This window comes from Borreliella chilensis (genome assembly GCA_000808095.1).
GTDB lineage: Bacteria > Spirochaetota > Spirochaetia > Borreliales > Borreliaceae > Borreliella > Borreliella chilensis.
On the sequence record CP009910.1, the window covers coordinates 750,526 to 772,708 of the forward strand.

The window sequence follows — 22,183 nt, forward strand, 5'->3', positions numbered from 1 at the left end:
GTTATGAATTTTCTTGTCAAATTCAAGAATTTTATCAAAGTGTTTTTTGTATTGATAGTTTCTTTTGTTTTTATGATTTATGATTCAAGCAGTATTCAAAGGAGAAGAACTGATAATTTTTTGTTTTTTACTTTTAATTCTTATATTCAAAGTAGGATGCATGGATTTTTTAGCTTTATTTCCAATGTTTTTAAAACTGTAAACGAATACAAGAATTATAAGGACAAGATAGAATTTTATAAAAAAAGGATACAGCAGCTTGAAATAGTAACTCAGAATATACAGTCACTAAGACAAGAGAATGTTCGTCTTAAAGAGCAATTAAATTTTTATTTATCAAGTTCTAATGATTTTATTTCAGCAGAAATTATATATCTAAATTATTCAAATATATCAACTTTAATGGCTATTAATAAAGGATTCAATGATGGGATAGAAAAGGATATGATAGCAGTTGCATATCAAGATGGATTTAGTGGGCTTGTAGGCAAAGTTGTAAAGGTTTATTCTAATACTGCTAAAATTTTGCCCTTGACTAATTTTGAAAATTTTGTGTCTGCAAGAATTCAAAGTAGTAGGTTTATAGGCCTTATAGAAGGCAATGGTCATGGCAAGAAACTTGAAATGAATTATGTTAATAAACTTGCCGAAAAAGATTTGAAGATAGGCGATTCTATTGTTACTGCTGGATTTAGTGAATATCCAGTTGGTATTTATATTGGAAAGATTACAAATTTCCATATTCTTGAATACAATTCTCTTTTAAAAATAGAAGTCGAGCCAGCCATAGCTTTAGATAAGCTTGAGTATGTTTTTCTTGTTAAAAACAACAAAGAGATTAGTGATTAATGGCATCGTTTTTTACATATTTTATTTCTAGTGCATTTTTAGGTAAAATTTTCCAACACTATTTTGCAACTTATTTTTATTTTTCAATAGATATTTTTTTAATTTTTCTAGTTTTTAATTCTCTAAATTTTATTTTTAATGTGGGATTGTTATCTAGTATTTTTTATGGTCTTCTTATGGACTATTTTACGGGATTACCACTTGGATTTTTTGTTTTCGGATATACACTAATACTTTATTTTATTGTCAAGATAAAGTTGTTAATGCCTAAAAATATGCTTAGTATAACAATATTTTTTATCCTTTCAAAAATTACAATATGGTTTTTGGCCGTTTTATTTTGTGATTTTGTAGATTTAAAATCTTTTAATTATTCAATTTTTAACCTTGATCTTGTTGTAAATATAATGTTTATTAACTTTTTATATCCAATTCAAAATTATTTTACTAAAAATTTTTATTCTTTTAAAGAGGATTATTAATGGGCATTATCACAAATTTTAGATACAAGTTTGGCATATTGTTTTTAATAGCAGTTATGTTGTTTTATTTAGCAATTTTATTTCAAATGCAGATTGGCAAGCATTTGTTTTACGACAGGGAAGCAAATGTTTTTTTATCAAGATTAGAAAAAATTAATGCCTCAAGAGGTGAAATCTTAGATTCTAATTCTAATATTTTGGCAAATAATTTAACTATGTTTGTTTTAAAAATAAGTTTGCAGCAGTATTATAATATGCCTGTTGCTACAAGAAATGAGATGATAGACTTTTTATCAAGCACTCTAGATATTGATAAATCGATTATTTTGTCTAAACTTCAAGAGCCTGGTGGTTATCTTAAAGATGTTGAAATAATTGAGTTAACTCCTAAGATGCTGTTTAAGATCTCTGAAAAAAAATTTTATTATCCTGCTCTTTTGTGGACCTATTCTTTTAAGCGTAACTATTTAGTTGACGATTCATATTCACATTCAATTGGGTATGTTGGGAAAATAAATCAAAGAGAGCTTAGAACGTTTTATAATGTTAGCGGGTATGATAATACTTCTACAATTGGGAAGTTGGGTATTGAGCAAGTTTATGACAATTATATTAGAGGAAAAGAGGGATTAATTAAATATAAAGTAGATTCTAAGGAAAGAAGAATAGATGATGGTTCTATTATAAGGAATATGACGCCAGGTAATGATGTTGTGCTTAATATTAATAAAGATATTCAAGATCTTACTAAGAATGCTTTAGGTAAAAGGCACGGTGCTATTGTAGTATTAAAACCATCAACAGGTGCTGTTCTTGCTCTTCATAATTATCCTTATTATTCTATGACGGATGTTTATAATAAATATAATAAGGAAGATTACTCTTTTTTAAATAAAGCGGTTCAATCTGTTTATCCACCGGCGTCTATTTTTAAGTTAGTTGTTGCTGCTGCAATTCTTGAAGAGGGAGTTATAGACAAAGATCGTAAAATTTATTGCCCTGGATATTTTAAAGTTGGAAATAGAATTTTCCATTGTTGGAAGCCTGGTGGTCATGGGTATGTTAATTTAGAAGAGGCGGTTGCTCATTCTTCTAATGTTTATTTTTATACACTTGGGCTTAAATATCTTGGAGTTGATAAAATTAGAAAATATGCAAAAGAATTTGGATTTGGAGAAAAAACAGAAATTGATTTACCAAATGAAGTATCTGGTCTGCTTCCTAGTCCTGGATGGAAAGAGAAAACTTTTAATCAGCCTTGGGTAGGGGGAGATACTGTAAATTTTTCAATAGGCCAAGGATTTTTGAATGCTACTCCTATGCAGATTGTTAATATGGTTGCTATGATTGCGAATGAAGGTGTTGTATATAAGCCTAGAATTGTAAATAAAATTTTAAAGGGTGGTACTAATGAAGTTCTTCTTGAGAATAAGCCAGAAATACTTAGAAAGACAAGCCTTATTAGTAAAAGCACATTTAAGCTTTTAAAAAAATATATGAGAAGTGTTGTAACTTATGGTACAGCAAAATATGCAGTTATTACAAAAGCTGTTAAGGTCGGAGGCAAAACGGGGACTGGTCAGACTGGTATAGATGGTTTTGAAAACAGTTCTTTTGTAGGACTTGCTCCTTATAATGGTCCAGTTAATAATCAGATTATTGTTTTTAGTTTGGTTGAGGCAAAAAGCAATATTGATTGGTGGCCTGCAAAATCTACAGATTTAATAATGCAAGGTATTTTTGCAAACCAAAGTTATGAGGATCTTCTTAAAGATTATAGGCCATGGTATATTAGGTAAATTAATGGCGGTTTTTAGAAAAAATTATGATTATTTAGCTTTAATAAGCTTACTTATAGTTTCTTTTGTTGGGATATTATTGATTTATTCAAGTGATTATAATGTTAGCGGATCTTTAACTAAGAATGAATATATAAAGCAAACTTTTTGGGTAATTATTGGATTTTTTTTAATTTTTGTAGTGGGTAAGTATGATTTAAAATTTGTTTACAGCATGATTTATCCTTTATATTTTTTATTAATATTGGCTTTAATTTTTACTTCAATTTTTGGAATGACCGTAAATGGAGCAAGGTCTTGGATTGGTATATGGAAATTTGGAGGACAGCCTTCTGAATTTGGTAAGATTATTGTCATTTTAACCCTTTCAAAATTTTATGCTGAAAAAAAAGGTTATAATGAATTTTTCACCTTTATCTTTGCATTTCTTTTAATTTTTCCATCAGTAATTCTTATATTATTGCAACCTGATTTTGGTACAGCGATAGTATATTTAACCATTTTTATATTTATTTCTTTTTTTGCAGGAATAGATTTACATTATGTTTTATCATTTGCTTTAATAGGATTTTTTTCGTTTGTTTTTGCAATTTTGCCAGTTTGGTATGAATATAAGGTAAGTATGGGCAATGTATTTTATCTTATTTTTTCAAATCCTTTTTATTTTAGGCTAACAATAGGGGTATTGATTTTAATACTTTTGATTTCTGCTTTAGGATTTTTTATTGCTAAATATGGATTGAATATTAAAATAATTTATTTTTATGTATTTTTTGTAAGTTCTATTTTATTAGTTTCAATGTTGTTTTCAAAAGTCCTTTCAAAGTTAATGAAGACTTATCAGATTAAACGGTTTTTGGTATTCTTAGATCCAGCTATTGATGCTAAGGGTGCTGGTTGGAATTTGAATCAGGTTAAGATAGCAATTGGTTCTGGAGGGCTTTTGGGTAAAGGATTTTTAAAAGGGCCTTATACCCATGCTAATTATGTGCCATCTCAGAGTACAGATTTTATTTTCTCTATTCTTGCTGAAGAGTTTGGGTTTTTAGGTGTTAGTACGATTTTAATATTGTTTTTTTTTATTTTTTTTAAGTTTTTGATAATAATGAATAAAAGTCAAGATAGATATATGGCTTTAGTGATATCTGGAATTTTGGGACTTTTATTTTTTCATACTTCTTTTAACGTTGGAATGTCTTTGGGAGTTCTTCCTATTACTGGGATTCCTTTTCCCTTTCTCTCTTATGGAGGTTCTTCAACTATTACATTTTTTTTAGCAATGTCTTTTTATTTTAATATTGAATCAATAGTTGCTATGGATTGAGAATTTATTTTTAATTTTTGTTTTCTTATCCCTGTTTTTTTAGAAATTTTTTTTGTATATTTTAATTTAGTAATTATAAATATTTTAGGTAGACATTTTTAGATAAAAGTGATGAATATAAATTTTAATTTTTTAATAAAAATCGAAAAATTGAAGGTGTTGTTGTGGGCAAAGATTTAGATAAAGAAGATATTCTTTACAAAAAAAGACATTCTATAGCTCATGTTATGGCAGAAGCTGTGCGTGATTTGTTTCCAAATACTAAGATTGCAATAGGTCCCCCTATTAAAGATGGTTTTTATTATGATTTTGAATTTAAAAAGCAAATTACAGAAGAATCTCTTTTAGATATAGAAAATAGAATGAGGGAGATTCTAAAAACAGGTAGTTCTTTTGAGAAAGAGGTAATAAATTTAGAACAGGCTCTTGAGATTTTTAAAGATGAGCCTTATAAGATTGATTTGATTAAGAATTTTGATTTACAAAATGAAATTTCTATTTATAAGAGCCATAATTTTGTTGATCTTTGCAGGGGGCCTCATGTTGATAATATGAATAAAATTAATCCAAAGGCATTTAAGCTTACTAGTATTGCTGGAGCTTATTGGCGAGGTAATGAAAAAAATACAATGCTTACGAGAATTTATGGGACTTTGTGGAATAATGAGAAAGAGTTGAAATCTTATCTTAATTTGAGAGAGGAAATAAAAAAAAGAGATCATAGAAAGCTTGGAAGAGAGCTTGATTTATTTTCTATTCATGAAGAGATTGGGCCAGGTCTTGTATTTTTTCATCCTAATGGGGCTAAAATAAGAGCTTTAATAGAGGATTTTTGGAGGGAAGAGCATTCTAAAAATGGGTATGATATTCTTTTTACTCCTCATGTTGGCAAGTCTTGGCTTTGGCAAACTTCTGGTCATTTAGATTTTTATAAGGACAGCATGTTTGAAAAAATAGAAATGGATAAAAGTGATTATTATCTTAAACCCATGAATTGTCCTTTTCATATTGCTATTTACAATACAGGTAAGCATTCTTATAGAGATTTGCCATTTAGATGGGCTGAGCTTGGTACTGTATATCGTTATGAAAAAATAGGTGCTTTGCATGGTATGATGAGAGCCAGAGGATTCACTCAGGATGATGCTCATATTATATGTACTCATTCTCAAGTTGTAGACGAGATTAAAGAAGTTCTTAGGTTTGCTGTTTATATGTGGAATAAATTTGGCTTTAACAGTTTAAAAGCTTATCTTTCTACAAAGCCGAATAAGTCTGTTGGAAATAAGGCTGATTGGGAAATGTCTTTAAAAGTTCTTGAAGAGACTTTAAATGATTTTGAAGTTCCTTATGAAATTGATGAAGGGGGAGGTGCTTTTTATGGGCCTAAAATTGATCTTAAAATAGTTGACTCTCTTGAGAGAGAGTGGCAGATGAGCACAATTCAATTTGATTTTAATCTTCCTGAGAGATTTGATATGACTTATACGGCTGAGGATGGTAAAGAAAAAAGACCATTTATGATTCATCGAGCTCTTTTGGGATCTATTGAAAGATTTTTTGGAATTCTTGTAGAACATTATGGAGGAGCATTTCCTTTATGGTTATCTCCTGTTCAAGTAGTAATTATTCCTGTTAACAATATTGTAGAAGTTTATGCTATTAAGGTTTTAAATAAATTCAAAAATGAGGGGGTTAGAATAAAGTTTGACAACAGCTCTTCAAGAATGAATGCTAAAATTAGAGAATATCAGGCTAAAAAAATTCCTTATATGTTTATAATTGGAGAAAGAGAAGTAGCAGAAGAGAAAATATCTATTAGGACAAGAACAAATGAGCAAATGAATAGAATTGATCTTAACAAAGCTCTTGAATTTATTTTATTAAAAATAAAAGATAAGGAGATTTAATAAATTGAACAATTTAATCAAAGTTATTACTCCTAATAAAATAACATTAGCTAGGATTATACTTTCATTTATCATATTAATCTTATTTTTTTTGGAAAGTATATTTTTTCCTTATTTGTTTTTTGTAATTATTTGGTTTTTAATCATTTTTAACGAGTTCACGGATTTTATTGATGGGTATCTTGCAAGAAAATATGGTCTTGTTAGTAATGTGGGTAAAATTTTAGATCCTTATGCAGATGTTTTGCAGCATTTAACATATTTTGTTTTTTTCTATTCCAAAGGTATTACCCCTTATTATTTTTTTGTAATATTTATTTATCGTGAGATTTCTATTGGTTTTGTTAGAAATTTAATTATTCAGTTTAATGTAGTTCAGCAAGCCAATTTTTTAGGAAAATTAAAGTCAATTCTTTATGCTGTTTGTACTTTTGCAAGTCTTTTGTTTTATACTTTAAATCAACTCAACTTTACTAAACCGTTTCAAAATTTTATTAGTTATATTTTAAATTTTGAATTTAAATTTTTGCTAATTGTTCAAACTGTGTATATTTGTGCTGCTTTTTTTGCGGTTTTATCATTTTTAGATTATGTGTTAATATTTTTTAATATTAAAAAATATGAAAATAAATAAGTTATTAATTTTGCTATTTTTATTGATAAAACTTTCTATTCAAGCTCAAGAAAGCCATGTACTAACAGAAATTAGCCCATTGAATATTTTAAGTAAAAATGGTAAAGGAAGTGTTTATTTAAAAGTCAGTAAATCTTCTGATTATATTTTAACTTTAGATCAAAGTTCAAATTTTGATTTTGTTTTTACAATTTATGATATTTCTAATAAAAAGTATATAACTGATAAAATAAAAAAAAGAGATTTTAAAATAAGGCTAGATAAAAATTCTCTTTATGCAATAATATACGTTGTTCCTAAAAATGAAAATATAAGGTTTTCGCTTACAGATTTAGATTTTTCGATTTTGAACAGTTCTTCTTTGAAAGCGAAAATATCTAAGATTAAAAAAGAAAATTTGTTTTTCATTTTAAAAGATTTACCTGTTTTAAATTTAACTACTAAGCTTAAAAAGTATATATTAAGGACTTATAAAAGCAATATTTATATTGCTTATCAGTTGGAAAATAGTGAGGATATTAAAGTTGCTGAGTTTATTGAAGATGTTGGTTGGTTTAATCTTGATTCATCTGTTAATGGTAATATTATTAATATAGTTAATTTCGATTTTTCAATTAATTCAAAAGGGAATTTGTATATTGCTTTTGTTACAAAATCAGGTCCTGATTTTTCTAGCGAACTTGTGGTTAAAAAATTTAATAGTAGAAAGTGGATTGACATTAGTCCTGAGTACATAGAAAATTTTGGATCTTTACTAAATATTAGCATTGATTTAAAAGATAGGCTGTATTTGACATATTTAAGAGAAATTGGGGGTGAATATAAAATAAATTTAATCTCCAATATAGGCTATGGAAGTATTTGGACAGATGTAATACATTCTTATTTAAGCAAAGGTGATTCTAATGTTAATTCATCAAACATTGGATTAATATCTGAACCTTTTTTAGGTGTTTTTTATAATTATAAATCAAACAGCGGAATTAAATCTGAGTTTGTTATAAATAATGAAAATGCTTGGGTAAGTGCAAATATTCCTTCTGTTTATATGGCTAATTTTATCAAAGTTTTTTTTGATTCTAATTTTAATCAAATAATTATGAGTTTTGTTTCTGAAAATAGGCCTATTGTAAGCATTTGTCCTTTGAATAGTAATAGATGGATCAATATAAGCCCTAATGTTAAAATGGAAGGCTCAAGCATTGATGCTGGGCTTTATAAAAACAATTTGTTTTTAGCTTTTGAAGACAATAGTAATGTAAGATTAATTTATTTTAAGAATAAAAATTGGTATTTTTTGAATAAGTTGGAATATTTCAAGAACAATGTTACTAGCCCTCAGGTTGAAATTTATGGCAATCAGGGATTTGTATTATCTACTTTAAGCTCTAATTCCAATGAGTTATTTTTTACTTTGATTTGCCAATGAAAGTAATTCAAAATAAGGTCTAGTTTCAAGGTTTTGCTTTAATCCGAATTGATTGATTATGTTGTTAATTTCATTTTTTGCTAAATCTATGTCATTTTGATCGTTAATTATTTTTTCTATTTCTAAAAAAAAACCAAGGTTTTTTATTTCGTTTATCTCTATATTTAAATTATTATTTTGGTAAATTAAGCTTTTTTTTATTTTTTTGTATAGTGTTTTAAATCCAAATTCTTTCATAAGGGTTAGAAAATTTTTAATATTGTCTATTTTGAATTCTATTTCTTTATTAATTTCTATAGTATTGTTGTTGGTTAATATTTTTTTTTTAAATGTGACAATTTTTTCTAGCGTATTTAGTTTTCTTATTCTTATAATTTTTTTTGAATTTGAATAATAAATGTCAGATTTGATCTCTTCTTTAATAAATTTAAATTTTTTATTTGCCAATTTAATAATTTTTTTTAACTCCTTTGGAGGAATAGATGCTTTTGATTCTATTTCTAACATATATTAAAAATAACGGAATTATGATAATATTTCAATGTTAAAATATTATGCTATATGAGATGGATTTTAAATAAATTTAAACAGCTTTTTGTATGATATGTTGAAATTTGAATTTAGCGATAAGTTTTTACTTTTTAGTTATTTTGTTTTGATTATGCTTGTAGGCTCTCTTTTGTTGATGATGCCTATTTCTTGGAAAGGCGATGGCAAATTATCATATATTGACGCTCTTTTTACGGCTGTTTCTGCTGTAAGCATTACAGGCCTTATAACGGTTGAAATAGAAAATTTTTCTACTTTTGGATTTATTTTAATAATGTTACTAATCCAGCTTGGGGGGCTTGGATTTATAAGTATTACTACCTTTTATTTGCTTATTCCCAAAAAGAAAATGAATTTAACAGATGCAAGAATAATAAAGCAGTATTCTCTTTCAAATATAGAATATAATCCTATTAGAATTTTAAAAAGCATATTGTTTATAACTTTTTCAATTGAAATGATAGGTTTAATATTAATACTTATTTGTTTTAAACTTAGAGGAGTTAACATTTCATTTTTAGAGGCTTTATTTACTACAATTTCTGCTTTTTGCAATGCAGGTTTTTCGATGCACTCTGAGAGTATTTATGCATGGCGAGATGTTCCTGAAGCCATAGTAGTGGTTTCTGTTTTGATAATTTGTGGTGGACTTGGGTTTATGGTCTATAGGGATGTAAAGAATACTATTAAGAATAAGAGAAAATTATCGCTTCATGCTAAAATAGTTTTTTCTTTAAGCTTTTTTTTAATTATAATTGGTGCAATTTTATTCTTTTTTACAGAGATGCATAAATTAAAAGATGGATATTCAATAGGTACTCTAATATTTAATTCAATTTTTTATTCGATTAGTACTAGAACGGCCGGTTTTAATTATCTTGATAATTCTTTGATAAGTGGACGAACTCAAATAGTTTCTTTGCCATTTATGTTTATTGGAGGAGCGCCTGGATCAACTGCAGGAGGAATTAAGATTACAACATTTTTTTTAATTGTATTAGCTGTTGTAAAAAATCAAAATGGCAATGGGTATATTATTGGTTCTTACAAGGTTTCAATAGATAGCATAAGATTTGCACTTTTATTTTTTGCAAGAGCTATTTTTATTTTAAGTTTTTCTTTTTTTATGCTTCTTTTTTTTGAGGGTGGGTCTGGTAATTGGAAAGTTGTTGATTTGGGTTATGAGGTATTTTCTGCTTTTGGAACAGTTGGTCTTTCAGTTGGAGTAACTCAGGATTTGTCATTTTGGGGTAAAGTCATTATAATTTTCACTATGTTTGCAGGACGAATAGGGCTTTTTTCTATGGCTGTTTTTGTTTCAAGAAAGTCACGTTTTGAAGAATTTACAAGGCCAAGACAAGATATTTTAGTTGGTTGAGGTGTATGAAAACATTTGTTATTATTGGACTTAGCAATTTAGGAATTCACTTACTTGAGGACTTGAGCAGACTTGATTGTCAGATTATTATTATAGATACATCTAAGGAGCTTATTGAAGAATATGATGTAATATCTACGGAAAGCTTTGTTGTTGAGCAATTCACTAAAAATGCTTTAAAAAGAATAATTCCTGTAGATACAGATGCTGTTGTGATTGACTTTGATGATGATCTTGGCAAAAGTGCTCTTGTTACTCACTATTGCAATCTTTTAGGTTTGAAAGAAATATATGTTAAGACAGAAAATAGGGATGATGCTGAAATATTAAAAACCCTTGGAGCAACAAAAATAATATTTCCAAGCAAAGATGCTGCAAGAAGATTAACTCCATTATTAGTATCTCCTAATCTTTCAACTTATAATATTATTGGGTATGATATTATTGTTGCTGAAACTGTTATTCCTAAAGAATATGTTGGAAAAACTCTTTTTGAAGCTGATCTTAGAAGGAAATGTGGGATTACAGTTATTGCTGTTAGAAATTTGAGTAATTCTAGATATGAATTTGTTGATGGCGATTACTTTTTTTTAAAAGATGATAAAATTATAATTTGTGGGAAGCCAGATAGTATTGAAAATTTTACAAATAATAAAGATTTAATTAAAGATTTAATTTCAGTTTCTAAAGAGGATGAAAATTTAAATAAAGATGTTGAAAAAAAATCTAGATTTGTAAGGTTTTTTAATTTTATGAAAATTTTTCAAAAAGATAGTAAGGATAATTAGGATTCAAAAATGATTAAAATTATTCCTGTAGCAAGTGGCAAAGGTGGTGTTGGAAAAACATCTTTTGTTGCAAATGTTGGTTACAAGCTTTCTAGTATGGGTAAAACTGTAATACTTGTTGATCTTGATCTTGGGGGATCTAATCTGCATACATGTTTAGGTGTTAAAAACAAGGGGATGGGTATTGGTTCTTTTATTAATAAAAAGAGTAAAAGTTTTTCAGATTTAGTATGCAAAACGCCTTATGATAAGCTTTACATTATTCCAGGTGATTCTCTTTATACAGGAACAGCTAATCTTCCTTTTTCTGTTAAGAAAAAGATTATAGAATCTATTCAAAAAGATCTTGTTGCTGATTTTATTTTTTTAGATTTAGGGTCTGGAACTTCTTATAATACAATAGATTTTTATTTAGCTTCTTATAGTGGTGTAATTGTTACTGTTCCAGAAACTCCTTCAATACTTAATGCCTATTCTTTTTTAAAAAATGCTCTTTATCGTCTCTTATATTTAAGTTTTCCGCAAAAAAGTCCTGAGCGTGATTATATTGGTAATTTTTTTAAAGATAAGATTGAGGGGACAAATCTTGGATTTAAAGACTTGATTGTTGGCATTGAGCTTATTTCTTTAAGCTCTTCTTTAAAAGTTAAGAAAATGATGAATAATTTTTATCCTAGAGTGGTGTTAAATAGAATAGAAACTAGTGAAGAGATTGCTATGTGTGAAAATTTGATTAATGTTGTTAAGAATAATATTAATATACCAATAGAGTTTATAGGTTTTGTGCCTTTTGCAAAAAGTTTTAGAGAGGCTATTAATAATAGAGTACCATTTATTGATTTTGAGAAAAATTCAAAGTTGAATAAATATTTTGAATTTATAGCTGGTAATCTAATTAAATCTCCTGTTGAAGGGTCTCCTTATATTTACGATGACATATACGATATGATTAAAGATCAAAGTCAGTTTATTAGAAAGTAATTGGGCTATAATGCTATAAAGGAGTGTTTGGGTGTATAGAATTAAAAATAAAAATTTAGATTTTAAAATAGATAATTTAGGAGAATGCAAGCAAAATAATCCTTTAATTGATTTTTATGCTAGCGAGGGTTTTTTACATTTTGTTAATGAAAAAAATAAAATTAAATTTAGTGTTTATAGGGATGAGGATAAGGGAGATAAATACGAGGATGTTCTTTTAGAGAAAGCTGGGCCTAGAGAAAAAATTTATTTTGTTCCCAGGCATGTTAAAGCTGCTATTACTACTTGTGGTGGGCTTTGCCCTGGTTTTAACGATGTTATTCGCTCTATTGTGCGAACTTTATGGAAAATTTATGGGGTTCGCAATATTTATGGAGTAAAATTTGGATATCAAGGTCTTCTTCCTGAATCAAATTCGCCTTTTATTAATCTTAATCCGGATGTTGTTGATGATATTAATAAATTTGGGGGTACTATTCTTGGCTCTTCAAGGGGCGGCATTAAACCTGTGGAAATAGTTGATACTTTGGAAAGAATGAACATTAATATGATTTTTAACATTGGTGGAGATGGTACTCAAAAGGGATCTCTTCTTATTGCTGAGGAGATAGAAAAAAGAAATTTAAAAATAGCAGTTGTGGGCATTCCTAAAACTGTAGACAATGATTTTATGTTTGTCCAAAAATCTTTTGGATTTGAAACCGCTGTAGAACAAGCAGTTGCAGCTGTTGCTGGTGCTCATTTTGAAGCTAATAGTGCTTATAATGGCATTGGGCTTGTTAAAGTTATGGGGCGAGATTCTGGTTTTATTGCAGCTCACACTGCGCTTTCTTCGAATGATGTTAATTTTTGTTTAATTCCAGAACTTGATTTTGACATAGAAGGTCCTAATGGGTTTCTTGTTCATCTTGAACGACGACTTTTGGAGAAAGAAAGTTTAGAAGAAATTCCTCATGCAGTAATACTGATAGCAGAAGGGGCAGGGCAGAAGTATTTTGATCATTTTCCTCGCAAGAAAGATGACTCTGGGAATTTGCTTTATGAGGATATTGGGCTTTATATTAAAGATAAAATTACTGAATATTTTAAATCAAAAAATATACAATTTACTCTTAAATACATCGATCCCAGCTATATTATTAGGAGTTCGCCTGCTAATGCTAGTGATGCGCTTTATTGTGCTAGGCTTGGGTCAAATGCTGTGCATGCTGCAATGTCTGGTAAGACAAAGATGCTAATTAGTTTGTGGAGTACAAAATTTGTGCATATACCGATTAAGATGGCAGTAATGGACAGGAATAAGGTTAATCCAAATGGTTCTTTTTGGAGGGATGTTCTTTCAAGTACGGGGCAACCAATTAACATGAAGAATTAATTAAATTCTTTTTATTTGGCAGCATTCCCAACAATGTTTAATATGTCCCAGGTTCTTGAAAATGGTGGAGAATATGAGAAATCCATCATTCCTAATTCATTTGTTGTAAGCTTTGAATAGATGGCAATCGATAAAGCATGGGTTCTTATTACAGCTCCATTTTTTCCTATTGCTTGTGCTCCAAGTATTGTCTTAGTATCTTCCTCATAAATTAATTTAATGTAAAGGTCTTCTTGGCCCGGATAATAATTTGTATGATTTTTGTCTTTTACAAAAATAGCTTTATATTTTATTTGAAGCTTTTTTGCATCTTTTTCTGTAAGCCCTGTTCTTGCAGCTTCTAAAGACAGTATCTTAATTGAAGCTGAACCCAATGTACCTTTAAATGGGACACGATTTCCAGCTAAATTTTCGCCTACTATTCTTCCAAGCTTGTTGGCTGTTGTTGCTAGAGGTATGTATTCATTTTTTTTGCTTACTATATTATATATAGTTGCACAATCTCCTGCAGAAAAAATATTTTTTATGCTAGATTCTCCGTACTCATTTATAATTATTGCTCCATTTGTAGCAGTTTTAAGTTGATTTTCTAAAAATTTAGTAACAGGTTTTATCCCAGTTGCGAGTATAACAACATCAGCTTGATAAGTGTTTTTATTTGTTACTATTCCTTCTACCTTTTTTTCTCCTATTAAACTTTTTACAAACTCATTTGTATGAAGATCAATTCCTTTTTTTATTAGTTCTTCTTCCATTATTTTGGATATTTCTTCGTCAAAGGAATCTATTAGTATATGTTTGTCTAGTTGAATTAATCTTACATTTTTTCTTTTATTTTTTGCTGCCTCTATCATCTCAATTCCAATATATCCAGCACCAATTATTACTACATTTTTAATCTCTTCTTTATCCATTAAATTTTTTATTTTTTGACCATCTTCTAAATTTCTTAGTGTATAAAAATTTTTTATATTGATGTTATTGATTGGCGGGATAATAGGTTTTGCACCGGTTGCTATCATTAGCTTATCGTAAGTATTGTTAAAAATGTTTCCTGTTTTTAGATTTTTTATTTTAATTGTATTGTTTTTTGCATCTATCTTGATAACTTCGTGGTTTGTTTTAACAGAGATTCCAGCTTTTTCGAATTCTTCTTGTGTTCTTGAAATCATTGTATTTGGATTTTCAAAAAACCCCCCTATAAAGTAAGGCAAACCACAAGCCCCAAAGGATACAATACTTGTTTTTTCATAAATAGTAATATCTAAATTTTTGTTTAAGCGCTTTGCTTTAGCTGCGGCACTGGTTCCCGCTGATGTGCCCCCAATAATTATTATTTTCATGATTGTTTTTCCATTTGTTTATGTATGAGCTCTTTTTTGTTGTATATGTTTTGGTTGAATTGTTTGAGTTGTTTTGCAGATATTATACCGGCAAGTATTGAACCACTCACGTTAACAGCTGTTCTCCCCATATCAATTAAAGGTTCAACAGATATTACAAGTCCGACCAATCCTACTGGTAAGTTCATTGCTGAGAGTACCATTAATGAAGCTGTTGTTGCGCCTCCACCAGCACCAGCAGCTCCAAATGAAGTTATTATTATTAATCCAAGAAGTGGAAGTATAAATGAAAGATCTGTTGGGTTTATTCCTTGAGTTGGTGCTATCATTATTGCAAGCATAGCAGGATGCAGTGCTGCACAACCATTTTGTCCAATTGAAAGTCCAAATGAGCTTGATAAATTTGCTATTCCTTCGCTTATTCCTAGGTTTTTAGTTTGAATTTCTATGTTAATAGGCATAGTTGCAGCGCTAGATCTAGATATAAATGCAAATGTTAGTGCTGGAAATATTTTTTTTATAAATGTAATTGGATTTAATTTATTTGCTGCAATTAACGCCATATGCATAAGAAATGTAAGACCTATGGCAATGTAGGAAGCAATTACAAATTCACCAAGCTTTATTATACTTTTGATTTCGCTGGTTGCTGTAATTTTTGTCATTAAAGCTAATATAGCATAAGGTGTTAGTTTTAAAATTAAAGTTACTATTCCTAATACTACGTCTTGAATTGTTAATATTATTTTTTTAAAAAATTCTATTGATTCTGGCTTTTTGACAGATGTTTTAAGGGCTGCTATTCCAATGATGGCTGAGAATATCACAGCTCCGATTGTTGAGTTTTTTCTAAGTCCTGCCAAATCTTCGAATATATTTTGAGGAATAAGCTCTGCGATTTTTTTTGTGATTGGTGTTTGATTTAATGTTTCAAGACCTTTTTGCAATTTTTCACCTTGTAAAATTTCGTTGGCTCCCACTTGTAGTCCTTCAGCTGTTAATCCCAATATTAAAGCGGTGAAAATGCCAATTATAGCAGCAAGTCCTGCTGTGAATACTAGTGTTAATATTACAAATAGGCTCATTTTTCCAACATCTTTACTGTTGGTTAATTTTATTATTGCAGAGATTATTGATGTTATTATTAAGGGCATTATAACCATTTTAAGAAGCCTTATGTAGCCATCACCTAAAATGCTTATCCAATTTATAGTTTCTTTTGTTATAGATGAATTTGTGTCATAAAAATATTGGATAAGCATTCCAAATGCTATTCCTAGCCCTAAAGATATAAATATTCTTTTTGTAAAAGAAACATTTTTCTTTTTACAAACATAAACTATGCTTATTAAAATAAGCATTATTATAATATTGATTAATGTATATAGTATAGCTACTTTATCCATTCTTACCTCTTGTATAAGCTTAGTGCATTCTTTTTTAAACGTAAGAAAATACGTCAAAAATTAATTAATCTTATTTTAATATTTGATAATAAGATTCTATCGACTCATCTTCAAAAGTGCCATTTTTTAAAATTTTATTTGCAAGGGTTTTACCCAACTGAACTCCTTCTTGGTCAAATGAGTTTATATTTAATAAAAATCCCTCAAACATTACTTTATTCTCATAATGGGAGAGTATTGATCCTATTGTGTAAGGTGTTAATTCTTTTGAATATATTAGTGCAGAAGGTCTTTCGCCTTTAAAATTTTTATTTTTGTCACTATTTTCTTTACCTTTTGAAAATGCTATTATTTGGGCTATCAAATTTGCTTTTAATTTGTCATTGCTTGAGCTGCTATCAGATATTACGTCTTTTTTAAGTTGTGTTTCGTTGAAACCTATGAAATCCATTGGGACTGTGTCTGTTCCTTGATGAAGCATTTGAAAGAATGAGTGTTGAACATCTGTTCCAATGCCCCCCCAAATTATTCTTACAGTTTTATAGTTTATTGTTTCTTTAAATCTATTTACACTTTTCCCATTGCTTTCCATTTCAAGTTGTTGCAAGTGAAGATAAAAATTTTCCATTGCCTTAGAATAAGCGATTATACAGTTGCTACTGTAGTTGAGAACATTTCTTTCGTATACACTAATTAGTGCTGCTAGAAGTGGTGCATTATCTTTTACGTTTTTATTTAGTGATTTTTTGTCAGCTTTATTGGCTCCTTTTATAATTTCTTTTACAATTTTTTCTGTGAAGCAAAGAGTAAGTAGTGCAAGTCCAACTGCTGATGTTGGAGAAAATCTTCCACCTATTGAATCATGCATGAAGAAATATTCAAGATATCCTTTTTCCTCTAATGCTAACATGCTATCTTTTAAGGTTATAATAGCTATTTGTTTTTTATATTCTTTTATGCCGTTTAATTTTAATTTGTTTATTAGGAATTGCATATTAGCTTTGGTTTCTAATGTATTTCCACTTTTTGAGACAATAATAAAGAGTGTTTCATCAATATTAATACTGTTTAATATTTCTTCTGATTCGTCTGGATCAATGTTTGAAATAAAATAACCATTCATTAAGGCTAGATTGGTTTTTTTTGCATAATTTTTTAGTGAGCTATAAAGAGCTTTTGGTCCTAGGCTAGATCCACCAATTCCTATTTGTACTACATTTTTAAAGTTTTTTCCATTTGCACTTTTGATATTCCCAGAATGGACTTGATTTGCAAAATTATATATTTTCTCAAGTTCTGATTGAAAAAAATCTCTCATATTTTCTTTATTGTCTTCTATTACGTCCTTACCGAGTTGGCCTCTTGTAAGGTGATGTAGGACTTTTCTATTTTCACTAATATTGATATTTTCTCCATTAAGTAGTTCTTTGTATTTTTCTATTAAATTTGCTTCATCGCTTAAGTTTTGAAAAATTTTAAGGTGATTTTCATTGATTTGCTTTGAAGCATAATTGTAATGTACTCTATCTCCTTCTATTGTAATGTCGTATTCTTTTATTCTTTTTCCAGTTAATGCAGTTTTGAGCACTTCTGGGGCAATCCTTTCAAGGATTTTAAAATTTGCAAGTTCATTAAGATTTTTATAATTTATCATAGATACACCTCTTTGCTATGGTTTAATTTTTTATTTTTTTCTTCTCCACATGTTTTTAATTTTTAAGATAATGAATTTAAGAAATCTTATTATTAGATTGCTTTCAGAGTAAATTTTTAAGTAAGACTCTCCTTCGTTTGCTTCGCTTCTTGTAAATGATTTTCTAACATTATTCTCATCAAGTTCAATTTCAAGTAAAGTTTTTTTGTTTTCAATTGAGATTACTTTTACTTCGGCTTCTTTGTAGCCCAGTTCTTTTAAGGCTTGATATCTTCTAAATCCCGCTATTAAGTTTTTATTTTTATCTATTATTATTGGATAAATTAATCCATGTTTTTTAATACTGTTTTTAAGGGTTTCAGTATCTCCTATATTTTTTCTAATTCTTTTTTTTATTTTTATTTGCTCGATATCTATTAACATGTTGTTTTAATCCAATTGGATATCTTCTCCGTTGACATCTTTATTGTTAATTTTTTCATTTTCATTGTTGTTTAAATTTAATTCTTTTGTATTTTGTGTTTCTGGGTTTGTTTCATTAATAATGATCCCATTTTGAATGTCTTTAGTGTCTTTAACAAACTTTTCTTCGTTGTTATTGTTATTTGGTGTTGCAGTTTGTTGTGGTTTTACATTTTCTATTTCATCATCATATTCTTCTTCGTTTTTATTTTTATCATCATATTCTTCTTCTTCGTTTTTATTTTTATCATTGTTTAGGCTTTTAAAATCGTTATCAAGATATTCGAATTCAGGCGTATCAAAATTTATTTCGTCATTATTAATCTCATCAATTCCATATATATTAAATTCTAATGCATTTTTAAATTCCAGTTTATTTTCATAGTATTTTGATTTTTCAATTGGCTGTGTTCCTGAAATAAATAGCTCATTTATTATTTTCTCGTCAACAATTTCTTCTGGCAGTAGTCCTGTTTCTGCTTGTACAGGAATGCTAATTATTCCATCAGGTTTTACAAAAACTTTTTTGGGTAAGTTCTTATGATATTCTGCCATGAATTCTCCCCAACTAGGTCCTGCCAATCCTGTTCCTGTTCCAGATGTTCCTAGTGAATATCCTTTTTTGTCAAATCCAACCCATAATGCTGTTGTTATGTAAGGAGAATATCCTATTGCCCATCCGTCTGCCCAATTTTGTGTTGTTCCCGATTTTCCAGCAATATCAGATTTAAAGTTTTTGAGATTTGTATATCTTTGATTTGCTAAAGTCCCGTATTGAATTGTTGATTTCATCATATCTGTGATGATATAAGCAGCCTGAGGAGATACTATTTGGGTTTGAGAGTCTTTAGTTTTTATTTTAGTCAATATGCTTGATTCTTCATTTACTATTATTTTCCCAGCTCTGTCTTCAATATATCTTATTCCATAAGGTTCAATTTCGTTGCCACTGTTTCCCAGAATTGCAAAGGCTCTTGCCATTTGGATTGGAGAAACCGATATTACACCAAGTGCTAGTGGATAAACTTTTGGGAACGTTTTTTCTATATCTTTTGGGTTTGTTATTCCTAGCAGTTTTGAAGAATAACTAATAGCAGATTCAAAGCCCAGTTTGTCTAATATTCTTAATGCTGGAATATTTAAAGATAAAGCTAATGCTTGGCGTGTTAAAACATTTCCTCTCCATTTTCCACCGTAATTTTCTGGAGCATAAACGTCTCCATTTTTATTTAGAAATGCTACTGGAGAGTCTGAAAACATTGTTGCAGCTGTTATTTTTTTTAGATCAATTGCAGCTGCAAAATATAATGTTTTGAATGCGCTTCCAGGCTGAACTTTTGCTTGTGTGGCTCGATTAAATTCATTGTCTTTAGCATGCCCGCTCCCCCCAACCATGGCTCTTATCGCTCCGCTTGTAGTGTCTATTGCTATCATTGCCCCTTCGGGTTGTGCTATTAGTTTTGGTGTTAATTTATTTTTGATAATATATTCTTTTGTTGCCTTGTCTATTTTATCAATTCCAAGTATAGCTCCAAAACTTGCTATTAGATCAATATTATCTTCGTAAAATTTTCTTTTTCGCAGTTTTTTATATTGCTTTCCATTTATTCTTAAATTTTTAATTCCTAATAAATCTGATATTGCGTCTACTACAGGAACAATTTCTGAATTAATAATTATTGCTTCAGAGGATCTGTTTAAATTATGCATTGTTCTAGCTTTATTAATCATATCATTTGTAACTTTATCTGCGTATTTTTGTGCTTCAAGGTCAAGAGTTGAGTATATTGAATAGCCGTCTTTATATATGTTTGAACCGTCTGGTAAATATTTTAATATTTTTTGTCTTATGTATTCAGAAAAATAAGGAGCTTGGTCTTTTTTGTTTGAAATGGCTGATGTATCAGCCATTCGAGTCCAATCATAATTTTGCCAGTATTCATTAAATTCTTTTTCAGCAATTTCGGCTTTCACTATTCCATTTGATACAACCTGGTTTAAAACGGCTCTTTGTATTTTTTTTGAAAATTCTGGATTGTAAAGAGGTGAATAAAGCTTTGCATTTGGAAGTTGAATAATCATCATCACGGATTCTGCTGTATTGATTTTGTTTACGCTTTTGTCAAAAAAGAATTTTGATGCTGCAACTATTCCATAGTTTCCGTTTCCAAAATAAACTTTATTAAGGTACTTCTCTAGTATTTCGTATTTTGAGAGCTTTTTTTCAAGTTGGATTGCCCACCATATTTCATGCAATTTTCTCAAAATAGATCTTCTTGCTTGATTTGTATAGAGAAGCTTTGCAAGTTGTTGTGTTAGTGTGCTTCCTCCTGAGAAATATCTGCCAAGAACAATATTAAATGCAGCTCTAAATATTCCTATTAAGGAAAAACCTCTATGAGAAAAAAAACCAATGTCTTCTCGTATTAAAAGGGTGTTAATTAGATTGTCAGGCATTTTTCTCAAAGGCATTAATTCTCTGTTTTCATCAGATATGAATTGAGTTATTTGTCTTCCATTAATATCTAAAAGCCTTGAAGGAATTGCTGGGTTTATATATCCGAAGTTTTTATCTTTTTGTATGTTTATAGTCTTAGATATTGTTAATGCCAGTGTGATAATAGAAAAGCTAACTGTGAAATATGTTAAATAAATAAGTAGATTATGTGTATTTATTTTTTTCAACTTAAGGCTATTTAGTTTCATACTTTTTATTAAAGTATACTATAAGTATGTAAGAATTAATATTATAAGCTGATTGTTATAGTGTAAAATTATTGTTATAATTTTACACTATAACAATCAGCGCTCCCTAAGTTGTGTTAATTGACAAATGCTGAGATGTTGGGCGATGGTATATTGTTAGTTTTAAGTGTGGATTTATTAATTATTAGTAAAGTTTTTTTGCAACTTGATTAATTTAAGCTTTATCGGTGTGAAATTATTCGAAACAGTTTTAAGCGTTGTTTGGTAGTTTTATTTTTTATATCCAAAAAAGGAGAGAGGAGAGGTTTATGCTTTTATCTAGGAAAATAAGAGATTACGGAGCTAAATATAGGGGTAAAGAAATTAAAATGAGTACAGAGATAAACAGTTTTTTAAATCTTCGCAATACTATTGAGATGAAGGTAGGCTCATATTCTGTGTTTGGAGTAATTTATTCTATTTCTATGGATTCTCTTAAGCTTATTTTTCAAGAAGATACGGTATTGCCTGCTTTGGCTAAAAATAGAAATTTAGGGTCTATTCGGATTAAGAAAAATTCAGATTCTAAGAATAGCTCTGCTTTTTTTCCCCCTTTGTCTGTGAAACTGTCAAGTGCTTCTGCTTATTCTTCTCAAGATAAAGAATACAATTTATTAACATTAGAATTTTTATCTTCTATGCCAGAAGAGATTGCTATTAAAGTTGGAAAGCTTCTTGATTTAAAACTTGGGCAAAATCAGAGAATTCATGAAAGGATTATAGTCGACAAAGATTCTATTAGAAAGCTCAATATTGATTCTGATAAAGCTTTTATCAAATTTAATGGTTCAAAGCATAAGTGTTTAATAAAAGATTTATCTTATGGGGGTGCTTTAGTAATTTCTTCTTTTGACTGTGGGGATGTCACAGAAGATTCTATTGATTTGATTTTTAGTTTTGAATTTATGGATAAAGAAATTTTTATTGAGGGTAAATCAAAAAGCTTAAGTGTGATTCAGACACCTAATGGAAAGGTTTTTGCGCTTGGCATTGCTTTTGATGAGGACAGAATACCACTTGATTATACTATGTTAATTCATGATTATTTTAATTAATAAAAAGATTAAAAATTATT

At 28.9% G+C, this 22,183-nt stretch carries 18 protein-coding genes; 12 read left to right on the forward strand and 6 right to left on the reverse strand.

What is annotated here, in order from left to right; translation table 11 throughout:
- Positions 1-3 precede the first annotated feature (3 nt).
- From OY14_03585 to OY14_03615, 7 genes are all read left to right on the forward strand, one after another.
- Positions 4-849, forward strand: coding sequence for a rod shape-determining protein MreC (locus OY14_03585; protein AJA90500.1), 846 nt, complete (start codon positions 4-6; stop codon positions 847-849).
- Positions 849-1,331: a membrane protein gene (locus tag OY14_03590; protein AJA90501.1), complete on the forward strand. Its 483-nt coding sequence runs from the start codon at positions 849-851 to the stop codon at positions 1,329-1,331. Before OY14_03585 ends, OY14_03590 begins: the two co-directional genes overlap by 1 nt.
- Positions 1,331-3,130: a penicillin-binding protein gene (locus OY14_03595; GenBank protein ID AJA90502.1), complete on the forward strand. Its 1,800-nt coding sequence runs from the start codon at positions 1,331-1,333 to the stop codon at positions 3,128-3,130. Before OY14_03590 ends, OY14_03595 begins: the two co-directional genes overlap by 1 nt.
- Before the next feature lie 4 nt (positions 3,131-3,134).
- Positions 3,135-4,454, forward strand: coding sequence for a rod shape-determining protein RodA (locus OY14_03600; protein ID AJA90503.1), 1,320 nt, complete (start codon positions 3,135-3,137; stop codon positions 4,452-4,454).
- A gap of 164 nt (positions 4,455-4,618) precedes the next feature.
- On the forward strand, positions 4,619-6,364 hold the full coding sequence (locus tag OY14_03605; GenBank protein AJA90504.1) for a threonyl-tRNA synthetase: 1,746 nt from the start codon (positions 4,619-4,621) through the stop codon (positions 6,362-6,364).
- A 4-nt stretch (positions 6,365-6,368) separates the two neighbouring features.
- A complete protein-coding gene (locus OY14_03610; protein AJA90505.1) occupies positions 6,369-6,998 on the forward strand; it encodes a CDP-diacylglycerol--glycerol-3-phosphate 3-phosphatidyltransferase in 630 nt (209 codons plus the stop codon).
- A complete protein-coding gene (locus tag OY14_03615; GenBank protein AJA90506.1) occupies positions 6,985-8,427 on the forward strand; it encodes a hypothetical protein in 1,443 nt (480 codons plus the stop codon). The genes OY14_03610 and OY14_03615 overlap by 14 nt, the downstream gene beginning before the upstream one ends.
- Here the strand turns inward: OY14_03615 and OY14_03620 are convergent.
- Complete coding sequence (locus tag OY14_03620) at positions 8,401-8,934, reverse strand: adenylyl cyclase (GenBank protein AJA90507.1); 534 nt, start codon at positions 8,932-8,934, stop codon at positions 8,401-8,403. The two genes, OY14_03615 and OY14_03620, sit on opposite strands and share 27 nt — an antisense overlap.
- Before the next feature lie 97 nt (positions 8,935-9,031).
- Between OY14_03620 and OY14_03625 the strand changes: the two genes are divergently transcribed.
- The 4 genes from OY14_03625 to OY14_03640 are packed head-to-tail and all read left to right on the forward strand — an operon-like array spanning position 9,032 to position 13,498.
- Positions 9,032-10,354 carry a potassium transporter gene (locus OY14_03625; protein ID AJA90508.1) on the forward strand — a complete coding sequence of 441 codons (1,323 nt, stop codon included), beginning with the start codon at positions 9,032-9,034 and terminating at the stop codon, positions 10,352-10,354.
- Positions 10,355-10,359: 5 nt separating this feature from the next.
- Positions 10,360-11,142 (forward strand): lectin, encoded by a 783-nt coding sequence (locus tag OY14_03630; GenBank protein ID AJA90509.1) that lies wholly within the window; start codon positions 10,360-10,362, stop codon positions 11,140-11,142.
- Positions 11,143-11,151: 9 nt separating this feature from the next.
- On the forward strand, positions 11,152-12,123 hold the full coding sequence (locus OY14_03635; protein AJA90510.1) for an ATP-binding protein: 972 nt from the start codon (positions 11,152-11,154) through the stop codon (positions 12,121-12,123).
- Between the two features lie 31 nt (positions 12,124-12,154).
- Positions 12,155-13,498 (forward strand): diphosphate--fructose-6-phosphate 1-phosphotransferase, encoded by a 1,344-nt coding sequence (locus tag OY14_03640; protein ID AJA90511.1) that lies wholly within the window; start codon positions 12,155-12,157, stop codon positions 13,496-13,498.
- An 11-nt stretch (positions 13,499-13,509) separates the two neighbouring features.
- Here the strand turns inward: OY14_03640 and OY14_03645 are convergent, their stop codons facing one another.
- The 5 genes from OY14_03645 to OY14_03665 form a co-directional block, all read right to left on the reverse strand.
- A complete protein-coding gene (locus OY14_03645) occupies positions 13,510-14,841 on the reverse strand; it encodes a CoA-disulfide reductase (GenBank protein ID AJA90512.1) in 1,332 nt (443 codons plus the stop codon).
- A complete protein-coding gene (locus OY14_03650; protein AJA90513.1) occupies positions 14,838-16,247 on the reverse strand; it encodes a sodium:dicarboxylate symporter in 1,410 nt (469 codons plus the stop codon). Before OY14_03650 ends, OY14_03645 begins: the two co-directional genes overlap by 4 nt.
- A gap of 70 nt (positions 16,248-16,317) precedes the next feature.
- Positions 16,318-17,901, reverse strand: a complete 1,584-nt coding sequence (pgi, locus tag OY14_03655; protein ID AJA90514.1) for a glucose-6-phosphate isomerase — start codon at positions 17,899-17,901, stop codon at positions 16,318-16,320.
- A gap of 30 nt (positions 17,902-17,931) precedes the next feature.
- The gene (locus OY14_03660) at positions 17,932-18,324 is read right to left on the reverse strand and encodes a chromosome partitioning protein ParB (GenBank protein ID AJA90515.1); all 393 of its coding nucleotides are present in this window, start codon (positions 18,322-18,324) and stop codon (positions 17,932-17,934) included.
- 6 nt (positions 18,325-18,330) lie between these two features.
- Entirely contained in the window at positions 18,331-21,069 is a 2,739-nt protein-coding gene (locus tag OY14_03665; GenBank protein ID AJA90516.1) for a penicillin-binding protein, read from the reverse strand.
- 308 nt (positions 21,070-21,377) lie between these two features.
- Here OY14_03665 and OY14_03670 point away from each other — a divergent pair, with 308 nt between their 5' ends.
- Positions 21,378-22,163, forward strand: a complete 786-nt coding sequence (locus OY14_03670; GenBank protein AJA90517.1) for a hypothetical protein — start codon at positions 21,378-21,380, stop codon at positions 22,161-22,163.
- Positions 22,164-22,183: the final 20 nt, after the last annotated feature.